Genomic DNA, 16,439 nt, shown 5'->3' on the forward strand with positions numbered 1-16,439 from the left:
AGAAGGGCGCCTCGAGGTGCGTGTGCTCGACGGCCAGAAGCTGTTACTCAGAACCGACATTCAGACGTGGCTCGAGACGCTCCCCCGTGCCTAACGTCGAACGGCAGTCTCCGTGGTCCATTCGTCAGAGGTGTGCCGGAATGATGTGGCCTTGTCGGCGTTCACCACCACATCTCGGAAGCTGAGGCCCAGGGCCCAGCAAATCTCGTCCAGCTGCTCAAGCTCAATCTGCTTGTTGCCGGCGAGAATCTTGGACAACTGACCGCGAGATACGTCCAGAACTTCAGCCAACTGCTGGTGAGACAGCCCCTCGCGGGCGACTTTCTCGCGCAGAACAGCCGCGACCTCTTTCACGAAGGGGCCCGGTGTCTTACTGGCAGCGCCTGGCATTCCATCATTTTCGCACATTTTGGACCCATTCCGGAAAAACTTGCCCATTTGGTTCCATATGGCGCTAGACTCGCCATATGGAACCGAAGCTAAGAAGATCGCGGATCGCCGAAGAGGTGTCAGCAGAGATCGCCCGCCAGCGAATTTCCAAGCGAGAGCTTGCGAAAGCGGCAGGCATCTCCCCTGACTCTCTTCGGGCGCGGCTAAAGGGCCACCGCCCGTTCTACGTGGACGAGCTGGTGGCCCTTTGCCATGCGCTTGGCGTTCCTGTGTCCGTGATGCTCGACAAGGCAGGAATCAAGTAATGGCAGCTCCAAAACAACTCAGACAGCCCCTCGCCTACTCAGTAACAGGCGCGGCCGAAGCAATTGGCATCTCGCCGTCGAAGCTCGAAGAAGTCATCAAGCGGTGTGACATCTCCGTGAAATGGATCGACGGCAAGCGGGTCATCGAAGCCTCCGAGCTTCTGGCCTACCTCGATGCTCTCCCGATTGAGAGAGCATCATGACCGCGCTCACCGAGCAGGACGCGCGCCCCTATGTCGCCAAGCGCCTAGTCGAGGACTTCGCCGCTATCGCGCTCGAACGGCACCGTCAGGAACGGCAGGCTCAGGAGCCCGGCCTCCCGCGCTTTGGCGAGGATCACGTCGAGCAGCGCCTCATCGATCTTCAGGTGCGGTGCGTTCTCGTAAATGAAGACGATGCCATCGCTCGGGAACGAGATAACACTCCCGCCCATGAGGGTGTGGACGCGGATGGAAAGCCCCTCGGTGCCAAGCATCGTCAACGCCATGTCGAGATGAAACAGCGACTCGTCGTCAACCTCGAGCTCGAACTTGGCCCCGTGCAGAAGTTTTCCCATGGTGCGAGCGTATCGGAGGCCCGGCCATGACCGCCCTCGACATCTTCACGTACTCCGGCCAGCAGGTTCGGACAGTCATCGTTGACGGTGAGCCGTGGTTCGTTGCGAAGGATGCTTGCGATGTCGTCGGCATCAGCAAGTACCGCGACGCCGTTGCGCAGCTGGACCCCGACGAAAGGGCGTCCGTGGCCGTGGACACCCTTGGCGGCCTGCAGATGATGGCCGCTGTGAATGAGCCGGGGCTGTTCGCGCTGATGCTCATCAGCCGTTCACCGGTCGTGCGTGACTTCCAGCGCTGGGTGCGGCACGAAGTTCTGCCGGCGATCAACCGCACGGGCCAGTTTGGTTCCGCCCTCCCGACTGATTTCGCGGAGGCTCTTGAGCTCGCGGCGGCTGAGGTTCGCCAGCGTGTTGCGCTCGAGGCGCAGATCGCGATCGACGCCCCGAAGGTGGAGGCGTACGAAACCCTCATGGACGCGGACGGCGCCTATTCAATGGATGCGGCGGCGAAGATCCTCGGTATCGGCCGCACGACTCTCTTCAACCGTCTGCGTGCTGAGGGCATCATCCAGGCGGGTCAGCGCACCCCGTATCAGCGTTACGCGCATCACTTCAATGTGACGGCGCACACGTACACGGACAGCGAGGAGATCCCGCACACGTCGTTCACGTCGAAGGTTCGCCCGTCCGGGTTGGACTTCATCGCGAAGAAGCTCGGACTTGTGGCGGTGGGGTCATGAACGCCGCGGAGTGCGAGTGCGCCAAGTGCGGCAACCGCGCGAAACTCGCCCACATCGCGGCCGAGAAGGCTGCGGGTCGCGCGATCCCGTTCTGGCGGTTCTTCATCGCCTACCTGATGGTCTTCGTCGCTTACCTCGGCGGTCGCTTAGTCCAGATGGGACACGAAGCGGTCGTCGCGGCTGGACTCGACACCGGCACATGGTCTGCGTTCTGGTGGATCGCCCTCGCCGCCGTCGTGGTCCCGGCGTGGGCGTGCTTCCTACTGCTGATCAAGAACGTTCGCACGCCGGGGTGGATGTCATGACTCGGGTTGAGCGCATCATCCTGGCCGCAATCATCGCTGGCCTCGTAGGGAACTTCATGTACTGGCTCGCCACCACCGACTAACCACCCCCATTTTCTTGCCCGCTTGCACAGGGGCTCTGGCGACGCCTTTGCCAAAAACAGGGTGTCGCACCTGCTCCACCTAGCTCCTCTGAACAGCTCGCAAGGCCAACGGGGGACGCGTCAGTTTCTTGACAACTCCACAGCGTGAATCATCACCCCACAAGTTTCGACTGGTGGCCGTCCGGAATATGGGGGCGGCTGCTCGGGGTGGAAGGCCGGTTCGTTCTTATGGAGCGCCGTAAGTGGGTAGAAGTCGTGCCCCAACGCTGACGGGACGAGACAGGCCAAGCAAGAAGACAACCCAAACAACAGAGAGAAGCACATGGAAATCGACTGGAACGCAATCATCTGGTTCGTCATCTGGGCAGCCGTCACCATCGCCGGGTTCTGGCTCATCGCCTACATCGCAATCGCGACGTTCGCTGCGAGGCAGTTCAAGAAGATGTCGAACGACATGGACGAATGGCCGCGCACGCCGTCGTCGCGATTCCGCCGCTAGCCGTCAACCGAGAGAAGGAAACACATGGCACACGACATTGAGAACGCACAGGAACGACTCGCCAACCTGCGCGACAAGAAGGAAGAGCGGGAGCACAAGGAAGCGGTAGAGCGCGCCGGGTTCGACAACGCCGGCGACTACGAAGCATGGCGCGTTCTGGAAGACCTGCGCGCGCTGACCCTTTCGGAGAGACGTGCGGCTGAGATCGCTGCGGAACCGAAGAAGGCAAACGGCGGCATCGTCGTCGGCTGGGCCGCGCCTCGAGTTGCACACAGCGACTGCACGCTCCCGCAGCGCTTCCTCGCCGGCCTGTAGGTCAGCCCCATCGGCGCCGAGCCTGCGATCGGTTGTCCCGGCGTAGAACCGGGCGGCGTCACTAACCCCCACCTACCCGCCACTCGTGTGGCTGATTTCGAAGGAGAAAGACATGATCACCGTTCCAGAATTCACACCCACTCAGCTCGTCGCCAAAGAGGCCGACTGGTACATGGAGACACCCACCTACTCCGAGATTGTCGGCACGTTCGGTGAGGTTCTCGTCTCGGAGAACTACGGCAGCTACCAGGGCGACTCGCTCTTCCTGATCCGCCGGCCAGAAGGTATCGGCATCCTCACTTTCGGCTGGGGGTCATGCAGCGGGTGCGACTCGCTTGAGGCGGTCCAGAATCAGTCCGACCTCGACCGGCTGCAGAGCGATCTCAAGAGCAACATCAAGTGGTTCGCCTCGGTTGCGGATGCGATCGCTTACCTCGATGGTGGCGGCCTCACGGATTCGTACCTCGATGACGACCTCGTTGCGAGCTTCAAGGCGGCCGTTGCGATGGTGGCCCTGTGACCGCCCGCCACCGTTCGACGTTCACTGCCCCGAACCCGTGGCGTCCGATCACGGTCGCGGTTCTGATCACCGCAGTATTCACGATCCTCCTGTTCGGGTACTTGCTGCTGAACATGAAAGTTGGTGCCTGATGACCGCCTCAACGTGCACCTCTTGCACCCGACCGATGCGTCCTACTCGTGCGCTCCTGGCTGATAATCCGGGGACGGTTCGTGCGTCTGGTCGTGGGCGTTGTGACATGTGTGTGAAGGCTGCGAATTCTGGTGGCCGGGTAACGACTCGTTCAACGTTGGATGTGGGCGCGTTTGGTTACAAGCCGATCCCTGAACCGACCGCGGATGAGAGACGCCTGATCATGCGTCAGGTGAACCGGCTCGGTGGGGACGACGCAGCAATGTTGGCCGCCATGATGCTGGGGCCGGTGATGTCATGAGCGTCGAGCAGCGCATCAAGATCTCGTGCGACAACTTCGAATGTGAAGCGGCCATTCACTCGGGTGTCGGCCTGACCGCAGCACGGACGATCACTGGCCGCGCTGGCTGGGTCAACACCTTGCATTTCGTTGCCCACCGAGCGATCTTGCAGGACTTCTGCCCGGATCACCGCGAGCAGACTTTCGACTCGAAGACATTCGACTCGAAGATGCGGGCACAGCGCGTAGTTGCTAAGCCGATCGCATCGGAGGCAACCAAATGACCTTCCAATCCCCGATCAGTGGTGGCGCAGGAACACCAGCCACGTACCCGCATGAGTCGCCCGAACGTTGTTGCGCTCGTTGTTCTGGTGGTCCTCATGCGCTTAAGTGCGGTCGACCGAACAAGGCGTGCATCTGCCATCTGAAAGCGGCGGCAAGGAGACGGGCGCGTGACCAGTAGTAACAACCGCCTCGAATGGGACACCGCACTCATCGACTGCCCGTGTGGTCACTCCGGCCCCGTCGATTACTGGTCGGACTTCGAAACGTTCGAGCACGGATTCACCTGCCCCGAATGTGGGCAAGAACACGTAGAGCGCGGATGCTGAGCGATCTGCCCCTGTTCTGGCAAGCCTGCATCGTGGGGTTGTTTATGGCCGCCGCTGGACGCCTAGGGGCGCTGATCGGGTGGTGGCTGACAAAGCGAGAACACGTAGAGAAAGGGAACTAGAGACATGAGCGAAACGGATTCTTTTGCACTCAAGCAGGACGAACCGGAAACACCCGAGCAGATGGAAACCCGCAGATCCGCACTGCTTGAAGCGGTGTGCAACTTCCTCGGCGAACAAGGCTACGAACTTGATTCCCTCGATGAAACTGCTGAGCTACTGGGTTGGCTGATTGACGCCGACCGCCCTCCCGCTGAAGAGAGTGGGCGCGAGCTCGCTGCTGCCCTCGCCCGCGTCGCATCGCTTGCGGCGGAGCGGATCGCTCGGCTGAACGTTCTCGACGAATGGGTTGACGAGCTCCACGCTGCGAGGGCCGAACGCGACGCAGCACTGGCGACGATGAAGCAGGCCGCGAGGGTAGAGGACAACCACCGCGATAAGGACTTCATGTGGATCGTCGGGCAGATGCGCGGCATCCTCGAAGCCAGTCCCCTGTGGAAGGCAAACAAGTGAGCGGCTTCGAAGATTACGCCGACCTTATTGCGGAGTTGGCCAAGCAGGGGAACGAGGTTGCCGAGTTCATTGATGGCGAGCCTGTCGAGTTCCGGGCGATTGAAGCACTTAGGGGTGCATCTGCAGCACAGGAGCGCAATGACGGCTTCGGGCCGAATGCGCACCTCTACACGGTTGAGGCGATGCGCCAGGAGTGGTTCACGCCGACGTTCTGTCAGGGCTGCAACATTCCCGTCACCCCGGATGGGCTTGCCCCTACTCATTGCGGGTTCTGCCCGCCGTGGGATTGCCCGGATTGTGGCGGCAAGGACTCCATGGCCACGCCGTGTTCATGCTGGGTGCCGCTTGAGGGGAAGAACATTGCGGATCTCAAGGCGCTCTTCGCTGCCGATGGGACGTTCAGCATCGATCCCAAGATCGCGCCACCGAGCGAGGAGTCCCCCATGACAAAGGAGGAGCGATGAAGTCATTCCTGTTCGATGTAGCAGCCGTTCTCAACGCGCTGAACGTGCTGGCTTGCGCGGGGTCGATGGCGCTCGCCCTCGTTACGTTCGGCGTCACCACTAATCCGTTGGCACTGATCGCCGTTCCTATTGGAGCGGCACTCACCGTCGCATTCGCGCGACTCACGGCCTACTGCTGGGACGAAGCGAGGTGGCACCGATGACTCGCCGCAAACTCACCCCTCCTGAGCGCACCCTGCTCACCCTCATCCTGGCCGGTTCCGTTCTATACGGTGCCGGCCCTTACTTTTCCGACCACCTGATGATCGCAGGCATGGGTTTGCTGATCATCGCCGTGATGGTGCTGAGTGCGGCGCTTGCGGCAAAGACAAGGAGAACCAATTGAACATCGAGAACGAATTCGAACAGCTCAAGACACGCACCGAACGGGTGGCGAACGAAGCAACCGCGCTCCGAAAGCGCATCCGTGCAGCGCAGCTCAAGACGGAGAGCCTGCTCGGCATCGCACAGAGCCTCGGAGTGAACGTGGTGAGTATCGGGATGATCCACGAGGCGGTCGCGAACGAAGGCTGGGACTACCGCGGGCGGGGCTCGATCTTCACCCACCCGAACGCGAGAGTCGACGGTTGGCCTGCCGCGTGGCGTATCGCGGAACAGGCGGGAGTTGGGTACGGCGCTGGCAACACGGGCCAGCACCAAGCGGATCTGAGCAGCCTGATCGATGGCGTCTACGAGTGCAGAGGAGGGCGCTGGATGCGCATCGATCTGGACGAGAGCGGGCAGGGGGCGAACGCATGACCGACCTGCTCATCATCGATGCCACGCACGACACGGACGCAACGATCGACAGCATCACCGCCCGAATCATCGCCCAACACGCACCCGCCGTCGTGCACGAGTTCACCAGCAGCACCGAGAACAACCGCGTGCTCGGCTTCTGCTCCTGCTTCGGCTGGTCATGCGAATCAGACGGATCAACCACCCAATCGAAGCAGTGGGTTGAAAGCCTGCATGCCGCACACGTCAGGAGAGAAACAGCATGAGCGACATCGACCACAAGGCAGAAGCTGAAGCGATCCTGTTCGCTGATCGTCAGTACCGCGACGAACGCACGCTGATGGAGGCGCAGGTATCGGCCACTCTCTACCTCGCTGAACAGCAGCGGATTGCGAACCTGATCGCGGTTTCGAATCTCAAGCTCACAGCATTTCCCAACGAGGGGCCGGGAAGCGCAAGTGACCTGTTGCGTCAGACGCTGCGGGCGCTGGGCATCCCACTAACAGGCGACGAGGCGATCGCATGAGCGCCTGGGATGGCAACGGTTACACGCAAGCGCCCCCGGAACCGTTCGTGACCGTGCTGCATTTCGACTACCCGCGCCCGCCCATTGCAGCGAACGACCGCACGCACTGGGCGCACAAAGCACGCCTCACGAAACAAGTTCGCGCCAAAACGGCCGAGCTCGCGAAACGCATCCCCGAACTGGGACGCATCCGGGTGTCGCTCGTGTGGGTAGTGAAAGACCGGCGTCGTCGTGACGGTGGCGAAAACATCACACCCACATTGAAACCGATGATCGACGGCCTTGTAGACGCCGGAATTGTCGAGGACGACACACAAGAACAAGTCACACGCGACATGCCCCTCATCGAATACCGGGCCGGGGCTGTAGCGCACATGGAGTTACGGATTGAGGAGATTCGATGAGCACGCCCTACTACCAAGACGAACTTGTCACGCTCTACCACGGCGACTGCCTCGAGATCACGGAATGGTTGGCCGCCGATGTGCTGGTGACCGACCCGCCGTACGGATCGCAGCCGAACTCAGACAAGATCGGCTACGGCCGGAAGGTTGATGCGGCAACGGGGTTCCGTGGCCGAGTCATTGCAAACGACGTCACAACCGATGTTCGAGACAAGGCCCTGGCGCTTTGGGGCGCAGAGAAGCCGCGGTTAGCATTCGCCACCCCGCGCATGCCCGAGCCGCCCGGGGAATGGGCTGATCGTCTCGTTTGGGACAAGCGCGAACCCGGACTGAACGGCGGGCCGTGGCGCTACACCCACGAACTGATTTTCGTGGGTGGCAGCGGGTGGAAAAGGCAGAGCGCATCCTCGTTCTCGATCCTCTCGTTTCCCTCGGGCAACGGGTCTTGGGAGAAGGCGCAGCATGCTCACGCGAAACCAGTGCAGCTCATGGAGTCACTGATCTTGTCTGCGCCCAAGGGCGTCATCGCCGAGCCGTTCGCCGGATCGGGCAGCACAGTGGTTGCCGCCCGGAACCTCGGGAGAAAGATCATCGCCGTGGAGCTTGACGAACGCCACTGCGAGACCACGGTGAAGCGCCTGCAGCAGCAGACGTTCTCGCTCGTGCCGGAAGAGCCACGTTCGTCGGGGTGGTCGGGCACAGAGCAAGCATTCGATCTGGAGGCCCTCGCGTGACCCACACGAACCCTGCCTATTACGACGACACCGAAGCGTACGAACCAACAGACCACGAACGCGTTGACGTTGCGGAACTCGAAGAACGATGGGAGGCGGGACATGACGCTTGAAACCAGACTCATCCTCGACATGCCGGAAGCGGAGTACCACGCGCATCCGGCCTTGTCGTCTACCGGCGCGAAGACACTCATCAAAGACACGCCGGCGCTGTTCAAACACCAGATCCTCGACGGCAACCGCACCGACAAGAAAGCTTTCGACGTGGGGCACGCAATCCACGCGAAGGTGCTCGGTATCGGCATGGGCGTTGTTGAGATCCCGGTCGACGTGCTCTCAAAGACGGGCACAACGGGGACAGATGCTGCACGCGCATTCATCACTGAGGCGCGTGCACAAGGGCTGATCCCGCTGAAGAAGTCCGAAATTGACCAGGTGAACGCATCCGCCGAAGCCGTCCTTGTTCACAAGTTCGCGGGCCCCCTGTTCGAAAGCGACGGCATCTCGGAAGCAACCGCATTCGCCCATGACGACGAATTCGACATCGACCTACGGGCACGCTTCGACCGGATCAGCGGCAACGCAATGATCGACCTCAAATCTGCGGCCGATGCTTCACCCCGCGGATTCGGCAAGTCGGTCGCAACGTACCGGTACGACATCCAGCAGGAGTTCTACCGCGACGTACACACCCGCGCAACAGGCGAACGATTCGAACGGTTCTACTTCGTGGCCGTCGAAACCTCCCGGCTACATGGCATCGGGGTGGGCGTCTATGAGCTCGACTTCGAATACGAGCTGCGGGCCATCCGCGACGTGCGCGAAGCAAAACGCCGATACGCACACGGCATCGCCACTGGCGAATGGCCCACCTATTCAGACGACGTCGTAACCCTCGAAGCCCCCTTCTGGTTGCGCGACTACGACATGAACGAGACGGAGTACGAACAATGAGAGTTGCACCCAAGCGCAACACAGACCAATGGAATGCAGACGATTTCGCGGTGGCATCCCGTGTCTTCACCATCGCAGGCGTTCGTGACGGCACGAAGGAAGGCCCGTACGACATCGACCTGGTCGAAGGCGAGGGGAAGTGCTGGCGTCCACCGAACACGGTCATCCAACTCCTCAACGACGTGTGGGGCACCGAAGACAGCGACGACTTCATTGGGCGGCGCGTGGAGCTGTACCGCGATCCAACCGTGAAGTTCGGGCGCGACGTTCCGGGCGGCATCCGTCTCCGCGCCGTGTCGCACATCGCCCAGGCCACAACAGTTCTCATCCAGACAACCCGTGGCAAGCGCGAAAAGTTCACCGTCCAGCCCCTCCCAACCGCAGCCCCGCAGCCCACTGACACATCCGGGCGCGACTGGGTAGCTGAACTCAAGTTGGCCGGCGACCACCTGGACGCAATCAAAGCGCTCGGGATCGCAGCACGAACAGCCCACGCAAGCGCACCGACCATCGACGCCATCATGGCCGAATACCGACGCGTTGAGGCTGCAGGTTTGGCGGCTGAGAGTGGGGCGGAAGGGTGACTGCCGGCGCTCCGAGATCGTGGGCAACTGTCCTCATCCCGGAGCTGCACCCCAACACGTGGTCGTCTCTGCCTGGTTTTGCGGAGGCGGCCACACGTGGTTTCAGGGAGTTACCGCAGCCGGCCAAAGCGTCCACCCCGCGTGCCTGTCGCACCCTGGCGGATCTCACGGAAGAACGCGACGCACTCGTGCAGAAGCGTGACCGGCTCAACCCAGATGCCGGCCCGCTCGATCACGGCACGCTGTCCGGCATCCGACGCAAACCGAACGGCGCCGACCGCAAACGGGACGCAGCAACCGACCGTGACCTAGGCAAATACGCCGCGTACACGAAACGCATCGAGCACCTCGAGTACCGCATGAGAAAGGAAGGAGGTAGAGCCGGTGAGAATCCGAGGCACGAAGCCTGAGTTTTGGAGATCGAAGCTGATCGCGTCCGTGCCGTGGGAGGCGCGGTTTGTTCTGAAGGCGCTCGAGTCGTATGTCGATGACAACGGCGTGGGCGAGGACGACGTGAACGTTTTGGTGGGCGATTGCTTCCTCCATGACCTCATTCGCGAGCCCTCGCGAACCCTCGCGAAGGTATCCGAAGCCATTTCCCAACTGCATCAGGCCGGTTTGGTGTGGCGGTACGAGGGGAATGACCGCAATTTGCTCTATGTGTCGTTCTGGGAGACGGTGCAGCGCATCGACAAGGCGCAGGCGGGAAGAAACCCCAGACCAGACGGCACTTGGAACTACAAGGACAGCGTGATTCGCGAGTCCTCGCGAGGAGTAGCTACTGACGCAGGAGCCCTCGCGCCTGTAACAGGGGAACAGGGGAACAGGGGAACAGAGGAACAGGGGAACAGTTCTCTTGTGCGTGTCGACCTCGAAGCTCTCTTCACCAATGCATGGAGTCACTGGCCGAAGAAGGTCGAACGGAAAGACGCCCTCGCGAAGTTCAAGGTTGCATCCAAGAAGCATGACCCCGATCAGCTCGCCGCTGTCATTGCGAAGTTCGGTGACGCGTACGCAGCAACAACGGAACCGCAGTACGTTCCGGCGCTCGGTGTGTGGATCGGTCGCGAGCGATGGGACGACACACTGCCTCAAGCGCGCACCGTTCAGCGCGCACCAACTCGAGGCGAAGAGAACCTGGCGTTCCTCGTCGAACTGGCATCTGAGGAATCAGGCCGAAGAAGGGAGATCACGGATGGACAAGATTGAGATCGGGAAGCTGCTGACGCTCGCTGCCGGGTTCGATAACCGGAAGGTGGATCGGATGACGGTTGAGGCGTGGGCGTTGGTGCCTGAGATGGCCGGCGCCGACTACGAGGCTGCGAAGGCTGCGGTTGTTGCGCATCAGACTGGGCCGAATCGCAGCGAGTATCTGACGGTCGGTCACATCGTGGCTGCACTCAGGCTGGGTGGCCGATCAACGGTTGCCGCAGTCGAGGCGGATGTCAGGTCTGCGAAAGCTCGTGGCCTGATCGAATCCTCATGGCAGCCACGCGCACCACTCCCGACTGATGTTGCTGATGCACTGTTCACGTTGCGTGAGGGCGAGAGGAGAGCGGCCGCTGAACGGTTTGAGTTCGACCAGCTTGAGGGTGTCCCGGTGGATGTTGGCGAAGTGGGGTTGCGGCCATGACCGCGACCACCTTCTCCGAGATGGACATGTTCCTCGCTCGCCTATCACTGGATCCTCCCGCGGTGGAGGCCGAGCGTTACCGGATGCCGTCACTCACGGAAGCGCCTGGTTCGCCTGATGATCGGCGTATGCGTCGTGAGCATCGGGCGAAGGCTGCCGGGTTCTGGTTGCGGTCCCAGATCGGCCAAATGTTGGAAGAAGCGTCCGGGTTCGACAAGGACAGCGGATACAAGAAAGACCCGGCCCGGTTTGCGGCACTGGTCGAAGAACGAAGGAGCAAGTAAATGGCTGGCGAAACTGTAATCACTGTGGTGGGCAACATCACGTCCGATCCGGAACTTTCTTACACGCAGAACGGGCTGGCGGTGGCGAACTTCACCATCGCCTCGACCCCCCGCACGTTCGATCGCGCAAAGAACGAATGGATCGACGGTGACGCGTTGTTCTTGAGAGCTTCCGTCTGGCGTGAGTTCGCTGAGCACGTCGCCGGTTCGCTGACGAAGGGCAGTCGTGTCATCGCGTCCGGCCGCCTCAAGCAGCGTTCCTACGAGACCAAGGAGGGTGAGAAGCGCACTTCGTACGAGCTCGACATTGACGAGATCGGGCCATCGCTGCGTTACGCGACCGCCTCGGTGACGCGTGCACAGTCTCAGGGCGGCGCTCAGCGTGGTTCTGCGGCCCCCGTGGAGGAAGCGTGGGCACCGTCTACCCCTGCCGCCGCGGAGGGCGCACAGGAGGCGTGGAGCAATGACACGCCTTTCTGACCAGCCGCCCGTTGAGTGGGTCGTGAGGAACTGGCAGGAGTCGATCGTGTGCGGTCACTCCACACGAGAAGCCGCACGAGAGTGCGCCTCCGAGTTCCGCACTCACCACCAATCGAAATTCACGGTCGAGATGTACCGCCTGGACGCCGAAGAGACAGGAGACAGCCATGAATGAGATCTACCGTCTGAGGGTTGGCGTGAACTACTCGGGGAGCGGGAGTGGCGGCGATTGGCGCTACTTCGAGGACATCGAGAAAGCAAAGCCCGACCTCCTAGCCGCGCACCTTGACATGCTCTCCTACTCGGATCGACCAACTACGACTCGCACCCGGCTGGCGCGGATATGGCGCAAGAACGACGAAATCTACCCCCATGTCACCAACGTCTTCGCGTTCGAACGACACACGGATGCCGGGTGGGTTCCTGTCACATACACGATCGTCGAGCCTGACGTAGTGATTGAGGCGCCCGATGCCTAACCGCACCCATCCCACCCCCACCCTTGAGGCTCTGCCCGTTCAAACGGTCAGGGCCTCAAACGTTTCCGAGGAGGAGAAACGATGAACGACAAGCGCGAGTACGCACATGAAGGGCACGATCTGATCGACTGCCCGGGCGACCCAACGTTCTGTGCCACATGCGGGTTCGACGTCATGGGGCCAGGGCAATGCGGCACCAACGCTGCGAAGGCTGAGCCGCTGACCATCGACCGGGAAGCGCTCGCACTCTTCCTGTTCTCGCGCGACTTCGGAAAGCGCAACTGGGCTGACGTGCAGTTGGGCGAGCAGCAGGTCTACACGGCCGAAGCGGATGCCGTGATCGCTCACCTCGCCCTCTCCGCACAGGAGGCGGCAACGGAAGTCGAGTGGGCGAACGAGTTTCCCGTCGGCGGCAAAGTGTGGATCAGCCATGCCTCAGAGCAGATGGCGCGCGAACGGGCAAGTGAGCCGGGGCGCACGCTCATCAACCGCAAAGTGACCCCGTGGAAGGAGGTGCCCAATGAGTGAGAGCAAGAGCGCTGCGCTGATCGCAGAGGGCGATCAGGCGTCAGTAACGGGGGTCGAGTGGGAATGGGTCGGCCAAGCGTACGAGGCCAACGGTTTCCTGAGGATTCAAAACAACCAACTCACACCCGAGAAGTTTGGGGAGTGGCGCGCCCTCATGTCCAGCTACCCGCGAGTCGAGATCCTGCGAAGGATCAAGGCTGTGCCCGCTGGGCCATGGCAGGAGGTTCCCAGTGGGGGACGTTGAGGCACGCGAGCAGGCTTGGCAGCTTTTCGCGCAGAGGTATCACGGCGACGCATCCAGGACGGATTTCTACGCTGGCTACGACGCTGCGGAAGCTGAGCTTGCGGAGAAGCGGCGCAGGCAAGCATTCGAGGCGCTCGGCGCAATCGAGGATCTGCTCGAAAGCCAAACAGAGCATGACCGGGCTGTCGCAGAGGTTGCGTGGGATGCGTGTGTGAATGCAATTGAGCGATACGAAATCAACACGGCTGCCGCGCGTGCTGGCAACCCATACCGGGCAAACCCTGAACCGAGCACCCCCTCGAAGGAGGCCGGATGACCGCCACCTGCAGCACCCCGTCCATGGTTCCCGGTCACACATGCGGGCTCCCACAACTGCACGACGGGGTGCACAAAGCGTTCCACAAAGGCGCAACGTTCGCCGTGTGGAAGAAACGAGAGAAGGAGGACGCGAATGGATGACATCAATCTGATCCGCGTGTGGAAGCTCGGCAGCTGGCGGGTCAAAAGGGGCAGCGGCTACGACGGGATCGCGCACGTCTTCTGGGCTGACAAGACGCTATTCAGCATCCGCTTCGGTAGGCACGGACGCCGCCTCTTCTCCGAGCGCAACCAGCACCTCCCCAGCATCCAGAACAGGTGGCACTACTTCCTCGGGAAACGGGTCACCATCATCACGCGACGAAAGGAGAACCCGAATGGCTGATTACTCATTCAGTGAGCTCGTGGACAAGCTCACGAGCGAATGGCACGAGTTCGTTGATACCGATGACGGCAAAGTGCTCACCACTTCAGACGGTCTCCTCGAGCGAATCAGGGAGGCCGTTTTCGGTGGGGCAAGCGGCGGCGGTGGCACGCAAGGAAAGGCCAAGCTGCCACTGGACGCCGGAGCACTCGACATCATCGAAGTGATCGACAGACAGGCAGCAGAAGCGCTCGCCCAAGTCGACGCCAGGCCGACGCCATTCGGGCACACCGAGCAGTACGTGCGCATGTGGTCGGCATTGGTCGAAGCGGATACGCCTGTCGTGGTCACGTCGCGCGAGACGGTCGGGGATCACATCGACATGGGCAGTCAACCTCGAGTGTTCAGTGCCCAGGTGGAGACAACCGCGTTCGAGCTGGTCGCCGGCTGGGTGAACCGTATCGAAAGCTACTTCACTCCGGCGACGATCAGCGAACCCATCCCGGCTGCCTGCCCAGTGCCCGAATGCGGGGAACGATATGCGCTCCGCCAAGTCGACGGCGTAACCATGCGGTCGGACGCACTCAGCAACAGCATCGAGCGCGAGACACGGAAACTGCTCGGGGCGAACTGCGGGGCGTGCGGGAAGCACTGGGAGGTGGAAGAGCTTCCCCGGCTTGCAGTCCTCTGCGGGTTCACGCCCGATCCCGAAGCGGTCGCAATGTTCCTGAACGGCACGCCGAAAGAAACAGTTGCGCCGCGTTCTTAATTGATGCATAATGGAGGTAATCGGCTACTAGTGTGTCCAAATCCGGACAGGCAAGTAGCCTCATTGCTTTCACGAGAAAGGCGATCATCTTCGGGTGGTCGCCTTTTTTGCGTTAACCCAGACTTCCCCTGCTCGAGCCAAACCGCTCCACCTTCTAGTCAGGCCAGCGACTGCTGAGCCCTCAACGACAGCGGTCAGCGACTCAGCAGCAGGGGAAACACTCTCACGGAAGCGGGGCATCGTGGCGCTGCTAGACAAGCCGGAATACGTTGCGGATCTGCGGTCAGAGATGACGAACGTTGCCATTGGTGAGAAGTGGGGCACCTCTGAAAAGAGCGTGCGCCGCGCCAAGAAGGTGCTCGAGATTGCACCCGCACCGAAGACCACCAAGGCGGCACTCATCGGTGGCGAGTCCGAAGATCACGCAGCAGACGGCACCGCGAACTATGTGCGGTTCTCCCAAGAGCCGTGGGGATTCGACCAGTACCGCGAGTTCATCCGGTCAACAGGCCAAGACCCCGACAAGGTCACGTTCACCTGGGGCTGGACATCCAACCCTGCAGGTGGCTGCTGGAACAAGCTGAACAACGTCAAGCCGATCGCTTCGGCGCCGGCAGAGTTCACTGTCGACCTGCCGGCGCTCTACGCGGCCGCACGGAACGCCACCCCGAAGCCCTCACCAGCCCCCACAGGCCGCGCAACCGTCGTCGTGTGGGCCGACCCGCAGATCGGAAAGACAGGCCGCAGAGGCGGCACCCCCGAACTCATTGAACGATCGAACATCATCCGCGAGAAGCTCGCCGCAGAGCTCACCAAACGCCAGCCGGAACGCATCCTCATCGCAGACGGTGGCGACGGCATCGAAGGGTTCGAGTCGGGCGGAAACCCGATGTTCACCAACGACCTTTCCTTGGCCGGACAGCTCGACCTGTACGGCACGGAACTGTTCGAGTGGATCAACGTCTGCCACAAACATGCACCCGTCACCGTCATGGGTGTCCCGTCAAACCATGCTGCATGGCGCAGCGGCAAGCAGACTCTCGGCATCCCCGCCGACGACCTCGGCCTGTTCATGCACAAGCAAGTCTCGAAGCGCACCGAAGACCGCGGCATGGACGTCGACTGGGTTACGCCCGCACCATACGACGAATCAGTTGCAGTCGAGTTCGCCGGCACACGCGTCGGACTCGTGCACGGCAACCAGTTCGGTGCAGGCCAAGCGATCTCCTGGTGGGAAAAGCAGGCGTTCGGTGCCGGTGCTTGTGCATCGGCCGATGTACTCATTTCCGCGCACTACCACTCATTCGGTGCTGGTGTCGCAGGTCGCAACCCGCACAACAACCGCCAACGCTGGTGGTTAGGTGCACCAACACTCGACAACGGATCTGACTGGTTCCGGCAAACAGCCGGACGCGACTCAGATCCGGGCCTTCTCGTGTTTGACGTGACCGCAGACGGGTTCGACCTGAGCTCGCTGACGATCCTGTAAGACTTGCCAACGGCCTCGTGCCGTCCATTGAGTGCGTCAGGCACAAGAGCAAGAACCTGGCGGCGGGATGAACCAGCTACGGCTGGGGAGTGGGTGGAG

At 61.5% G+C, this 16,439-nt stretch carries 32 protein-coding genes; 30 read left to right on the plus strand and 2 right to left on the minus strand.

Going from position 1 to position 16,439, the window contains the following annotated elements; genetic code table 11:
- Positions 1-90: 90 nt before the first annotated feature.
- On the minus strand, positions 91-390 hold the full coding sequence (locus tag ASC66_RS01050; RefSeq protein ID WP_055833507.1) for a helix-turn-helix domain-containing protein: 300 nt from the start codon (positions 388-390) through the stop codon (positions 91-93).
- A 77-nt stretch (positions 391-467) separates the two neighbouring features.
- Here ASC66_RS01050 and ASC66_RS01055 point away from each other — a divergent pair, with 77 nt between their 5' ends.
- Together ASC66_RS01055 and ASC66_RS01060 are read left to right on the plus strand one after the other, a co-directional pair.
- Complete coding sequence (locus ASC66_RS01055) at positions 468-695, plus strand: helix-turn-helix domain-containing protein (RefSeq protein ID WP_082491924.1); 228 nt, start codon at positions 468-470, stop codon at positions 693-695.
- The gene (locus tag ASC66_RS01060; RefSeq protein WP_055833512.1) at positions 695-898 is read left to right on the plus strand and encodes a transcriptional regulator; all 204 of its coding nucleotides are present in this window, start codon (positions 695-697) and stop codon (positions 896-898) included. Before ASC66_RS01055 ends, ASC66_RS01060 begins: the two co-directional genes overlap by 1 nt.
- Positions 899-942: 44 nt before the next feature.
- Here the strand turns inward: ASC66_RS01060 and ASC66_RS01065 are convergent, their stop codons facing one another.
- Positions 943-1,251 (minus strand): hypothetical protein, encoded by a 309-nt coding sequence (locus tag ASC66_RS01065; RefSeq protein ID WP_055833515.1) that lies wholly within the window; start codon positions 1,249-1,251, stop codon positions 943-945.
- Between the two features lie 26 nt (positions 1,252-1,277).
- Here ASC66_RS01065 and ASC66_RS01070 point away from each other — a divergent pair, with 26 nt between their 5' ends.
- The 28 genes from ASC66_RS01070 to ASC66_RS01200 all read left to right on the plus strand — a co-directional run bounded on the left by ASC66_RS01070 (position 1,278) and on the right by ASC66_RS01200 (position 16,340).
- Complete coding sequence (locus tag ASC66_RS01070; RefSeq protein ID WP_055833518.1) at positions 1,278-1,991, plus strand: phage antirepressor; 714 nt, start codon at positions 1,278-1,280, stop codon at positions 1,989-1,991.
- Positions 1,988-2,296 carry a hypothetical protein gene (locus ASC66_RS01075; RefSeq protein WP_055833521.1) on the plus strand — a complete coding sequence of 103 codons (309 nt, stop codon included), beginning with the start codon at positions 1,988-1,990 and terminating at the stop codon, positions 2,294-2,296. Before ASC66_RS01070 ends, ASC66_RS01075 begins: the two co-directional genes overlap by 4 nt.
- Positions 2,297-2,701: 405 nt before the next feature.
- On the plus strand, positions 2,702-2,878 hold the full coding sequence (locus ASC66_RS17950; RefSeq protein WP_157509573.1) for a hypothetical protein: 177 nt from the start codon (positions 2,702-2,704) through the stop codon (positions 2,876-2,878).
- Positions 2,879-2,902: 24 nt separating this feature from the next.
- Positions 2,903-3,193 (plus strand): hypothetical protein, encoded by a 291-nt coding sequence (locus tag ASC66_RS01080; protein ID WP_055833523.1) that lies wholly within the window; start codon positions 2,903-2,905, stop codon positions 3,191-3,193.
- A gap of 112 nt (positions 3,194-3,305) precedes the next feature.
- Positions 3,306-3,713, plus strand: coding sequence for a hypothetical protein (locus ASC66_RS01085; protein WP_055833526.1), 408 nt, complete (start codon positions 3,306-3,308; stop codon positions 3,711-3,713).
- A 429-nt stretch (positions 3,714-4,142) separates the two neighbouring features.
- The gene (locus tag ASC66_RS01090; RefSeq protein ID WP_055833530.1) at positions 4,143-4,409 is read left to right on the plus strand and encodes a hypothetical protein; all 267 of its coding nucleotides are present in this window, start codon (positions 4,143-4,145) and stop codon (positions 4,407-4,409) included.
- 453 nt (positions 4,410-4,862) lie between these two features.
- Entirely contained in the window at positions 4,863-5,309 is a 447-nt protein-coding gene (locus ASC66_RS01095) for a hypothetical protein (RefSeq protein ID WP_055833533.1), read from the plus strand.
- Positions 5,306-5,773 (plus strand): hypothetical protein, encoded by a 468-nt coding sequence (locus tag ASC66_RS18300; protein WP_200944667.1) that lies wholly within the window; start codon positions 5,306-5,308, stop codon positions 5,771-5,773. Before ASC66_RS01095 ends, ASC66_RS18300 begins: the two co-directional genes overlap by 4 nt.
- Entirely contained in the window at positions 5,770-5,976 is a 207-nt protein-coding gene (locus tag ASC66_RS01105; protein ID WP_055833537.1) for a hypothetical protein, read from the plus strand. The genes ASC66_RS18300 and ASC66_RS01105 overlap by 4 nt, the downstream gene beginning before the upstream one ends.
- Positions 5,973-6,158, plus strand: a complete 186-nt coding sequence (locus ASC66_RS01110; RefSeq protein ID WP_055833540.1) for a hypothetical protein — start codon at positions 5,973-5,975, stop codon at positions 6,156-6,158. Before ASC66_RS01105 ends, ASC66_RS01110 begins: the two co-directional genes overlap by 4 nt.
- Positions 6,155-6,571, plus strand: coding sequence for a hypothetical protein (locus ASC66_RS01115; protein WP_055833543.1), 417 nt, complete (start codon positions 6,155-6,157; stop codon positions 6,569-6,571). The genes ASC66_RS01110 and ASC66_RS01115 overlap by 4 nt, the downstream gene beginning before the upstream one ends.
- On the plus strand, positions 6,568-6,816 hold the full coding sequence (locus ASC66_RS01120) for a hypothetical protein (RefSeq protein WP_055833546.1): 249 nt from the start codon (positions 6,568-6,570) through the stop codon (positions 6,814-6,816). The genes ASC66_RS01115 and ASC66_RS01120 overlap by 4 nt, the downstream gene beginning before the upstream one ends.
- Positions 6,813-7,076: a hypothetical protein gene (locus ASC66_RS01125; protein ID WP_055833550.1), complete on the plus strand. Its 264-nt coding sequence runs from the start codon at positions 6,813-6,815 to the stop codon at positions 7,074-7,076. Before ASC66_RS01120 ends, ASC66_RS01125 begins: the two co-directional genes overlap by 4 nt.
- Complete coding sequence (locus ASC66_RS17955) at positions 7,073-7,480, plus strand: RusA family crossover junction endodeoxyribonuclease (RefSeq protein WP_157509574.1); 408 nt, start codon at positions 7,073-7,075, stop codon at positions 7,478-7,480. The genes ASC66_RS01125 and ASC66_RS17955 overlap by 4 nt, the downstream gene beginning before the upstream one ends.
- Entirely contained in the window at positions 7,477-8,214 is a 738-nt protein-coding gene (locus ASC66_RS01130; protein WP_055833552.1) for a DNA methyltransferase, read from the plus strand. The genes ASC66_RS17955 and ASC66_RS01130 overlap by 4 nt, the downstream gene beginning before the upstream one ends.
- 102 nt (positions 8,215-8,316) lie before the next feature.
- Positions 8,317-9,168 (plus strand): PD-(D/E)XK nuclease-like domain-containing protein, encoded by an 852-nt coding sequence (locus tag ASC66_RS01135; RefSeq protein ID WP_055833555.1) that lies wholly within the window; start codon positions 8,317-8,319, stop codon positions 9,166-9,168.
- Positions 9,165-9,752, plus strand: coding sequence for a hypothetical protein (locus tag ASC66_RS01140; protein ID WP_157509575.1), 588 nt, complete (start codon positions 9,165-9,167; stop codon positions 9,750-9,752). The genes ASC66_RS01135 and ASC66_RS01140 overlap by 4 nt, the downstream gene beginning before the upstream one ends.
- 188 nt (positions 9,753-9,940) lie before the next feature.
- Positions 9,941-10,162: a hypothetical protein gene (locus ASC66_RS01145; RefSeq protein WP_055833559.1), complete on the plus strand. Its 222-nt coding sequence runs from the start codon at positions 9,941-9,943 to the stop codon at positions 10,160-10,162.
- On the plus strand, positions 10,137-10,961 hold the full coding sequence (locus tag ASC66_RS17960; RefSeq protein WP_157509576.1) for a hypothetical protein: 825 nt from the start codon (positions 10,137-10,139) through the stop codon (positions 10,959-10,961). The genes ASC66_RS01145 and ASC66_RS17960 overlap by 26 nt, the downstream gene beginning before the upstream one ends.
- A complete protein-coding gene (locus ASC66_RS01155) occupies positions 10,948-11,385 on the plus strand; it encodes a hypothetical protein (protein WP_055833565.1) in 438 nt (145 codons plus the stop codon). Before ASC66_RS17960 ends, ASC66_RS01155 begins: the two co-directional genes overlap by 14 nt.
- Positions 11,382-11,669 (plus strand): hypothetical protein, encoded by a 288-nt coding sequence (locus ASC66_RS01160; protein WP_055833568.1) that lies wholly within the window; start codon positions 11,382-11,384, stop codon positions 11,667-11,669. Before ASC66_RS01155 ends, ASC66_RS01160 begins: the two co-directional genes overlap by 4 nt.
- Complete coding sequence (locus ASC66_RS01165; RefSeq protein WP_055833571.1) at positions 11,670-12,149, plus strand: single-stranded DNA-binding protein; 480 nt, start codon at positions 11,670-11,672, stop codon at positions 12,147-12,149.
- 167 nt (positions 12,150-12,316) lie between these two features.
- Positions 12,317-12,628, plus strand: a complete 312-nt coding sequence (locus ASC66_RS01170) for a hypothetical protein (RefSeq protein WP_055833575.1) — start codon at positions 12,317-12,319, stop codon at positions 12,626-12,628.
- An 81-nt stretch (positions 12,629-12,709) separates the two neighbouring features.
- Positions 12,710-13,156, plus strand: coding sequence for a hypothetical protein (locus ASC66_RS01175; RefSeq protein WP_055833578.1), 447 nt, complete (start codon positions 12,710-12,712; stop codon positions 13,154-13,156).
- Positions 13,157-13,386: 230 nt separating this feature from the next.
- Positions 13,387-13,716 (plus strand): hypothetical protein, encoded by a 330-nt coding sequence (locus tag ASC66_RS01185; protein WP_055833584.1) that lies wholly within the window; start codon positions 13,387-13,389, stop codon positions 13,714-13,716.
- 135 nt (positions 13,717-13,851) lie between these two features.
- A complete protein-coding gene (locus ASC66_RS01190) occupies positions 13,852-14,103 on the plus strand; it encodes a hypothetical protein (protein WP_055833588.1) in 252 nt (83 codons plus the stop codon).
- Complete coding sequence (locus tag ASC66_RS01195) at positions 14,096-14,851, plus strand: DUF7340 domain-containing protein (protein WP_055833590.1); 756 nt, start codon at positions 14,096-14,098, stop codon at positions 14,849-14,851. The genes ASC66_RS01190 and ASC66_RS01195 overlap by 8 nt, the downstream gene beginning before the upstream one ends.
- Positions 14,852-15,092: 241 nt before the next feature.
- Positions 15,093-16,340: a metallophosphoesterase family protein gene (locus ASC66_RS01200; protein WP_055833592.1), complete on the plus strand. Its 1,248-nt coding sequence runs from the start codon at positions 15,093-15,095 to the stop codon at positions 16,338-16,340.
- Positions 16,341-16,439 lie beyond the last annotated feature (99 nt).

This window comes from Leifsonia sp. Root4, assembly GCF_001425085.1.
Classification (GTDB): domain Bacteria; phylum Actinomycetota; class Actinomycetes; order Actinomycetales; family Microbacteriaceae; genus Microterricola.

What these genes read in the sequence shown, in the direction of transcription:
- ASC66_RS01105 (WP_055833537.1), top strand. Translation starts at nt 5,770, where the DNA reads ATGAAGTCATTCCTGTTCGATGTAGCAGCCGTTCTCAACGCGCTGAAC.
- ASC66_RS01085 (WP_055833526.1), top strand. Translation starts at nt 3,306, where the DNA reads ATGATCACCGTTCCAGAATTCACACCCACTCAGCTCGTCGCCAAAGAG.
- ASC66_RS01165 (WP_055833571.1), top strand. Translation starts at nt 11,670, where the DNA reads ATGGCTGGCGAAACTGTAATCACTGTGGTGGGCAACATCACGTCCGAT.
- ASC66_RS01195 (WP_055833590.1), top strand. Translation starts at nt 14,096, where the DNA reads ATGGCTGATTACTCATTCAGTGAGCTCGTGGACAAGCTCACGAGCGAA.
- ASC66_RS01090 (WP_055833530.1), top strand. Translation starts at nt 4,143, where the DNA reads ATGAGCGTCGAGCAGCGCATCAAGATCTCGTGCGACAACTTCGAATGT.
- ASC66_RS01125 (WP_055833550.1), top strand. Translation starts at nt 6,813, where the DNA reads ATGAGCGACATCGACCACAAGGCAGAAGCTGAAGCGATCCTGTTCGCT.
- ASC66_RS01055 (WP_082491924.1), top strand. Translation starts at nt 468, where the DNA reads ATGGAACCGAAGCTAAGAAGATCGCGGATCGCCGAAGAGGTGTCAGCA.
- ASC66_RS01070 (WP_055833518.1), top strand. Translation starts at nt 1,278, where the DNA reads ATGACCGCCCTCGACATCTTCACGTACTCCGGCCAGCAGGTTCGGACA.
- ASC66_RS01110 (WP_055833540.1), top strand. Translation starts at nt 5,973, where the DNA reads ATGACTCGCCGCAAACTCACCCCTCCTGAGCGCACCCTGCTCACCCTC.
- ASC66_RS17950 (WP_157509573.1), top strand. Translation starts at nt 2,702, where the DNA reads ATGGAAATCGACTGGAACGCAATCATCTGGTTCGTCATCTGGGCAGCC.
- ASC66_RS01175 (WP_055833578.1), top strand. Translation starts at nt 12,710, where the DNA reads ATGAACGACAAGCGCGAGTACGCACATGAAGGGCACGATCTGATCGAC.
- ASC66_RS01065 (WP_055833515.1), bottom strand. Translation starts at nt 1,251, where the DNA reads ATGGGAAAACTTCTGCACGGGGCCAAGTTCGAGCTCGAGGTTGACGAC.
- ASC66_RS01075 (WP_055833521.1), top strand. Translation starts at nt 1,988, where the DNA reads ATGAACGCCGCGGAGTGCGAGTGCGCCAAGTGCGGCAACCGCGCGAAA.
- ASC66_RS01170 (WP_055833575.1), top strand. Translation starts at nt 12,317, where the DNA reads ATGAATGAGATCTACCGTCTGAGGGTTGGCGTGAACTACTCGGGGAGC.
- ASC66_RS01060 (WP_055833512.1), top strand. Translation starts at nt 695, where the DNA reads ATGGCAGCTCCAAAACAACTCAGACAGCCCCTCGCCTACTCAGTAACA.
- ASC66_RS17955 (WP_157509574.1), top strand. Translation starts at nt 7,073, where the DNA reads ATGAGCGCCTGGGATGGCAACGGTTACACGCAAGCGCCCCCGGAACCG.
- ASC66_RS01140 (WP_157509575.1), top strand. Translation starts at nt 9,165, where the DNA reads ATGAGAGTTGCACCCAAGCGCAACACAGACCAATGGAATGCAGACGAT.
- ASC66_RS01160 (WP_055833568.1), top strand. Translation starts at nt 11,382, where the DNA reads ATGACCGCGACCACCTTCTCCGAGATGGACATGTTCCTCGCTCGCCTA.
- ASC66_RS01135 (WP_055833555.1), top strand. Translation starts at nt 8,317, where the DNA reads ATGACGCTTGAAACCAGACTCATCCTCGACATGCCGGAAGCGGAGTAC.
- ASC66_RS01130 (WP_055833552.1), top strand. Translation starts at nt 7,477, where the DNA reads ATGAGCACGCCCTACTACCAAGACGAACTTGTCACGCTCTACCACGGC.
- ASC66_RS01050 (WP_055833507.1), bottom strand. Translation starts at nt 390, where the DNA reads ATGCCAGGCGCTGCCAGTAAGACACCGGGCCCCTTCGTGAAAGAGGTC.
- ASC66_RS01095 (WP_055833533.1), top strand. Translation starts at nt 4,863, where the DNA reads ATGAGCGAAACGGATTCTTTTGCACTCAAGCAGGACGAACCGGAAACA.
- ASC66_RS01080 (WP_055833523.1), top strand. Translation starts at nt 2,903, where the DNA reads ATGGCACACGACATTGAGAACGCACAGGAACGACTCGCCAACCTGCGC.
- ASC66_RS01190 (WP_055833588.1), top strand. Translation starts at nt 13,852, where the DNA reads ATGGATGACATCAATCTGATCCGCGTGTGGAAGCTCGGCAGCTGGCGG.
- ASC66_RS01155 (WP_055833565.1), top strand. Translation starts at nt 10,948, where the DNA reads ATGGACAAGATTGAGATCGGGAAGCTGCTGACGCTCGCTGCCGGGTTC.
- ASC66_RS01120 (WP_055833546.1), top strand. Translation starts at nt 6,568, where the DNA reads ATGACCGACCTGCTCATCATCGATGCCACGCACGACACGGACGCAACG.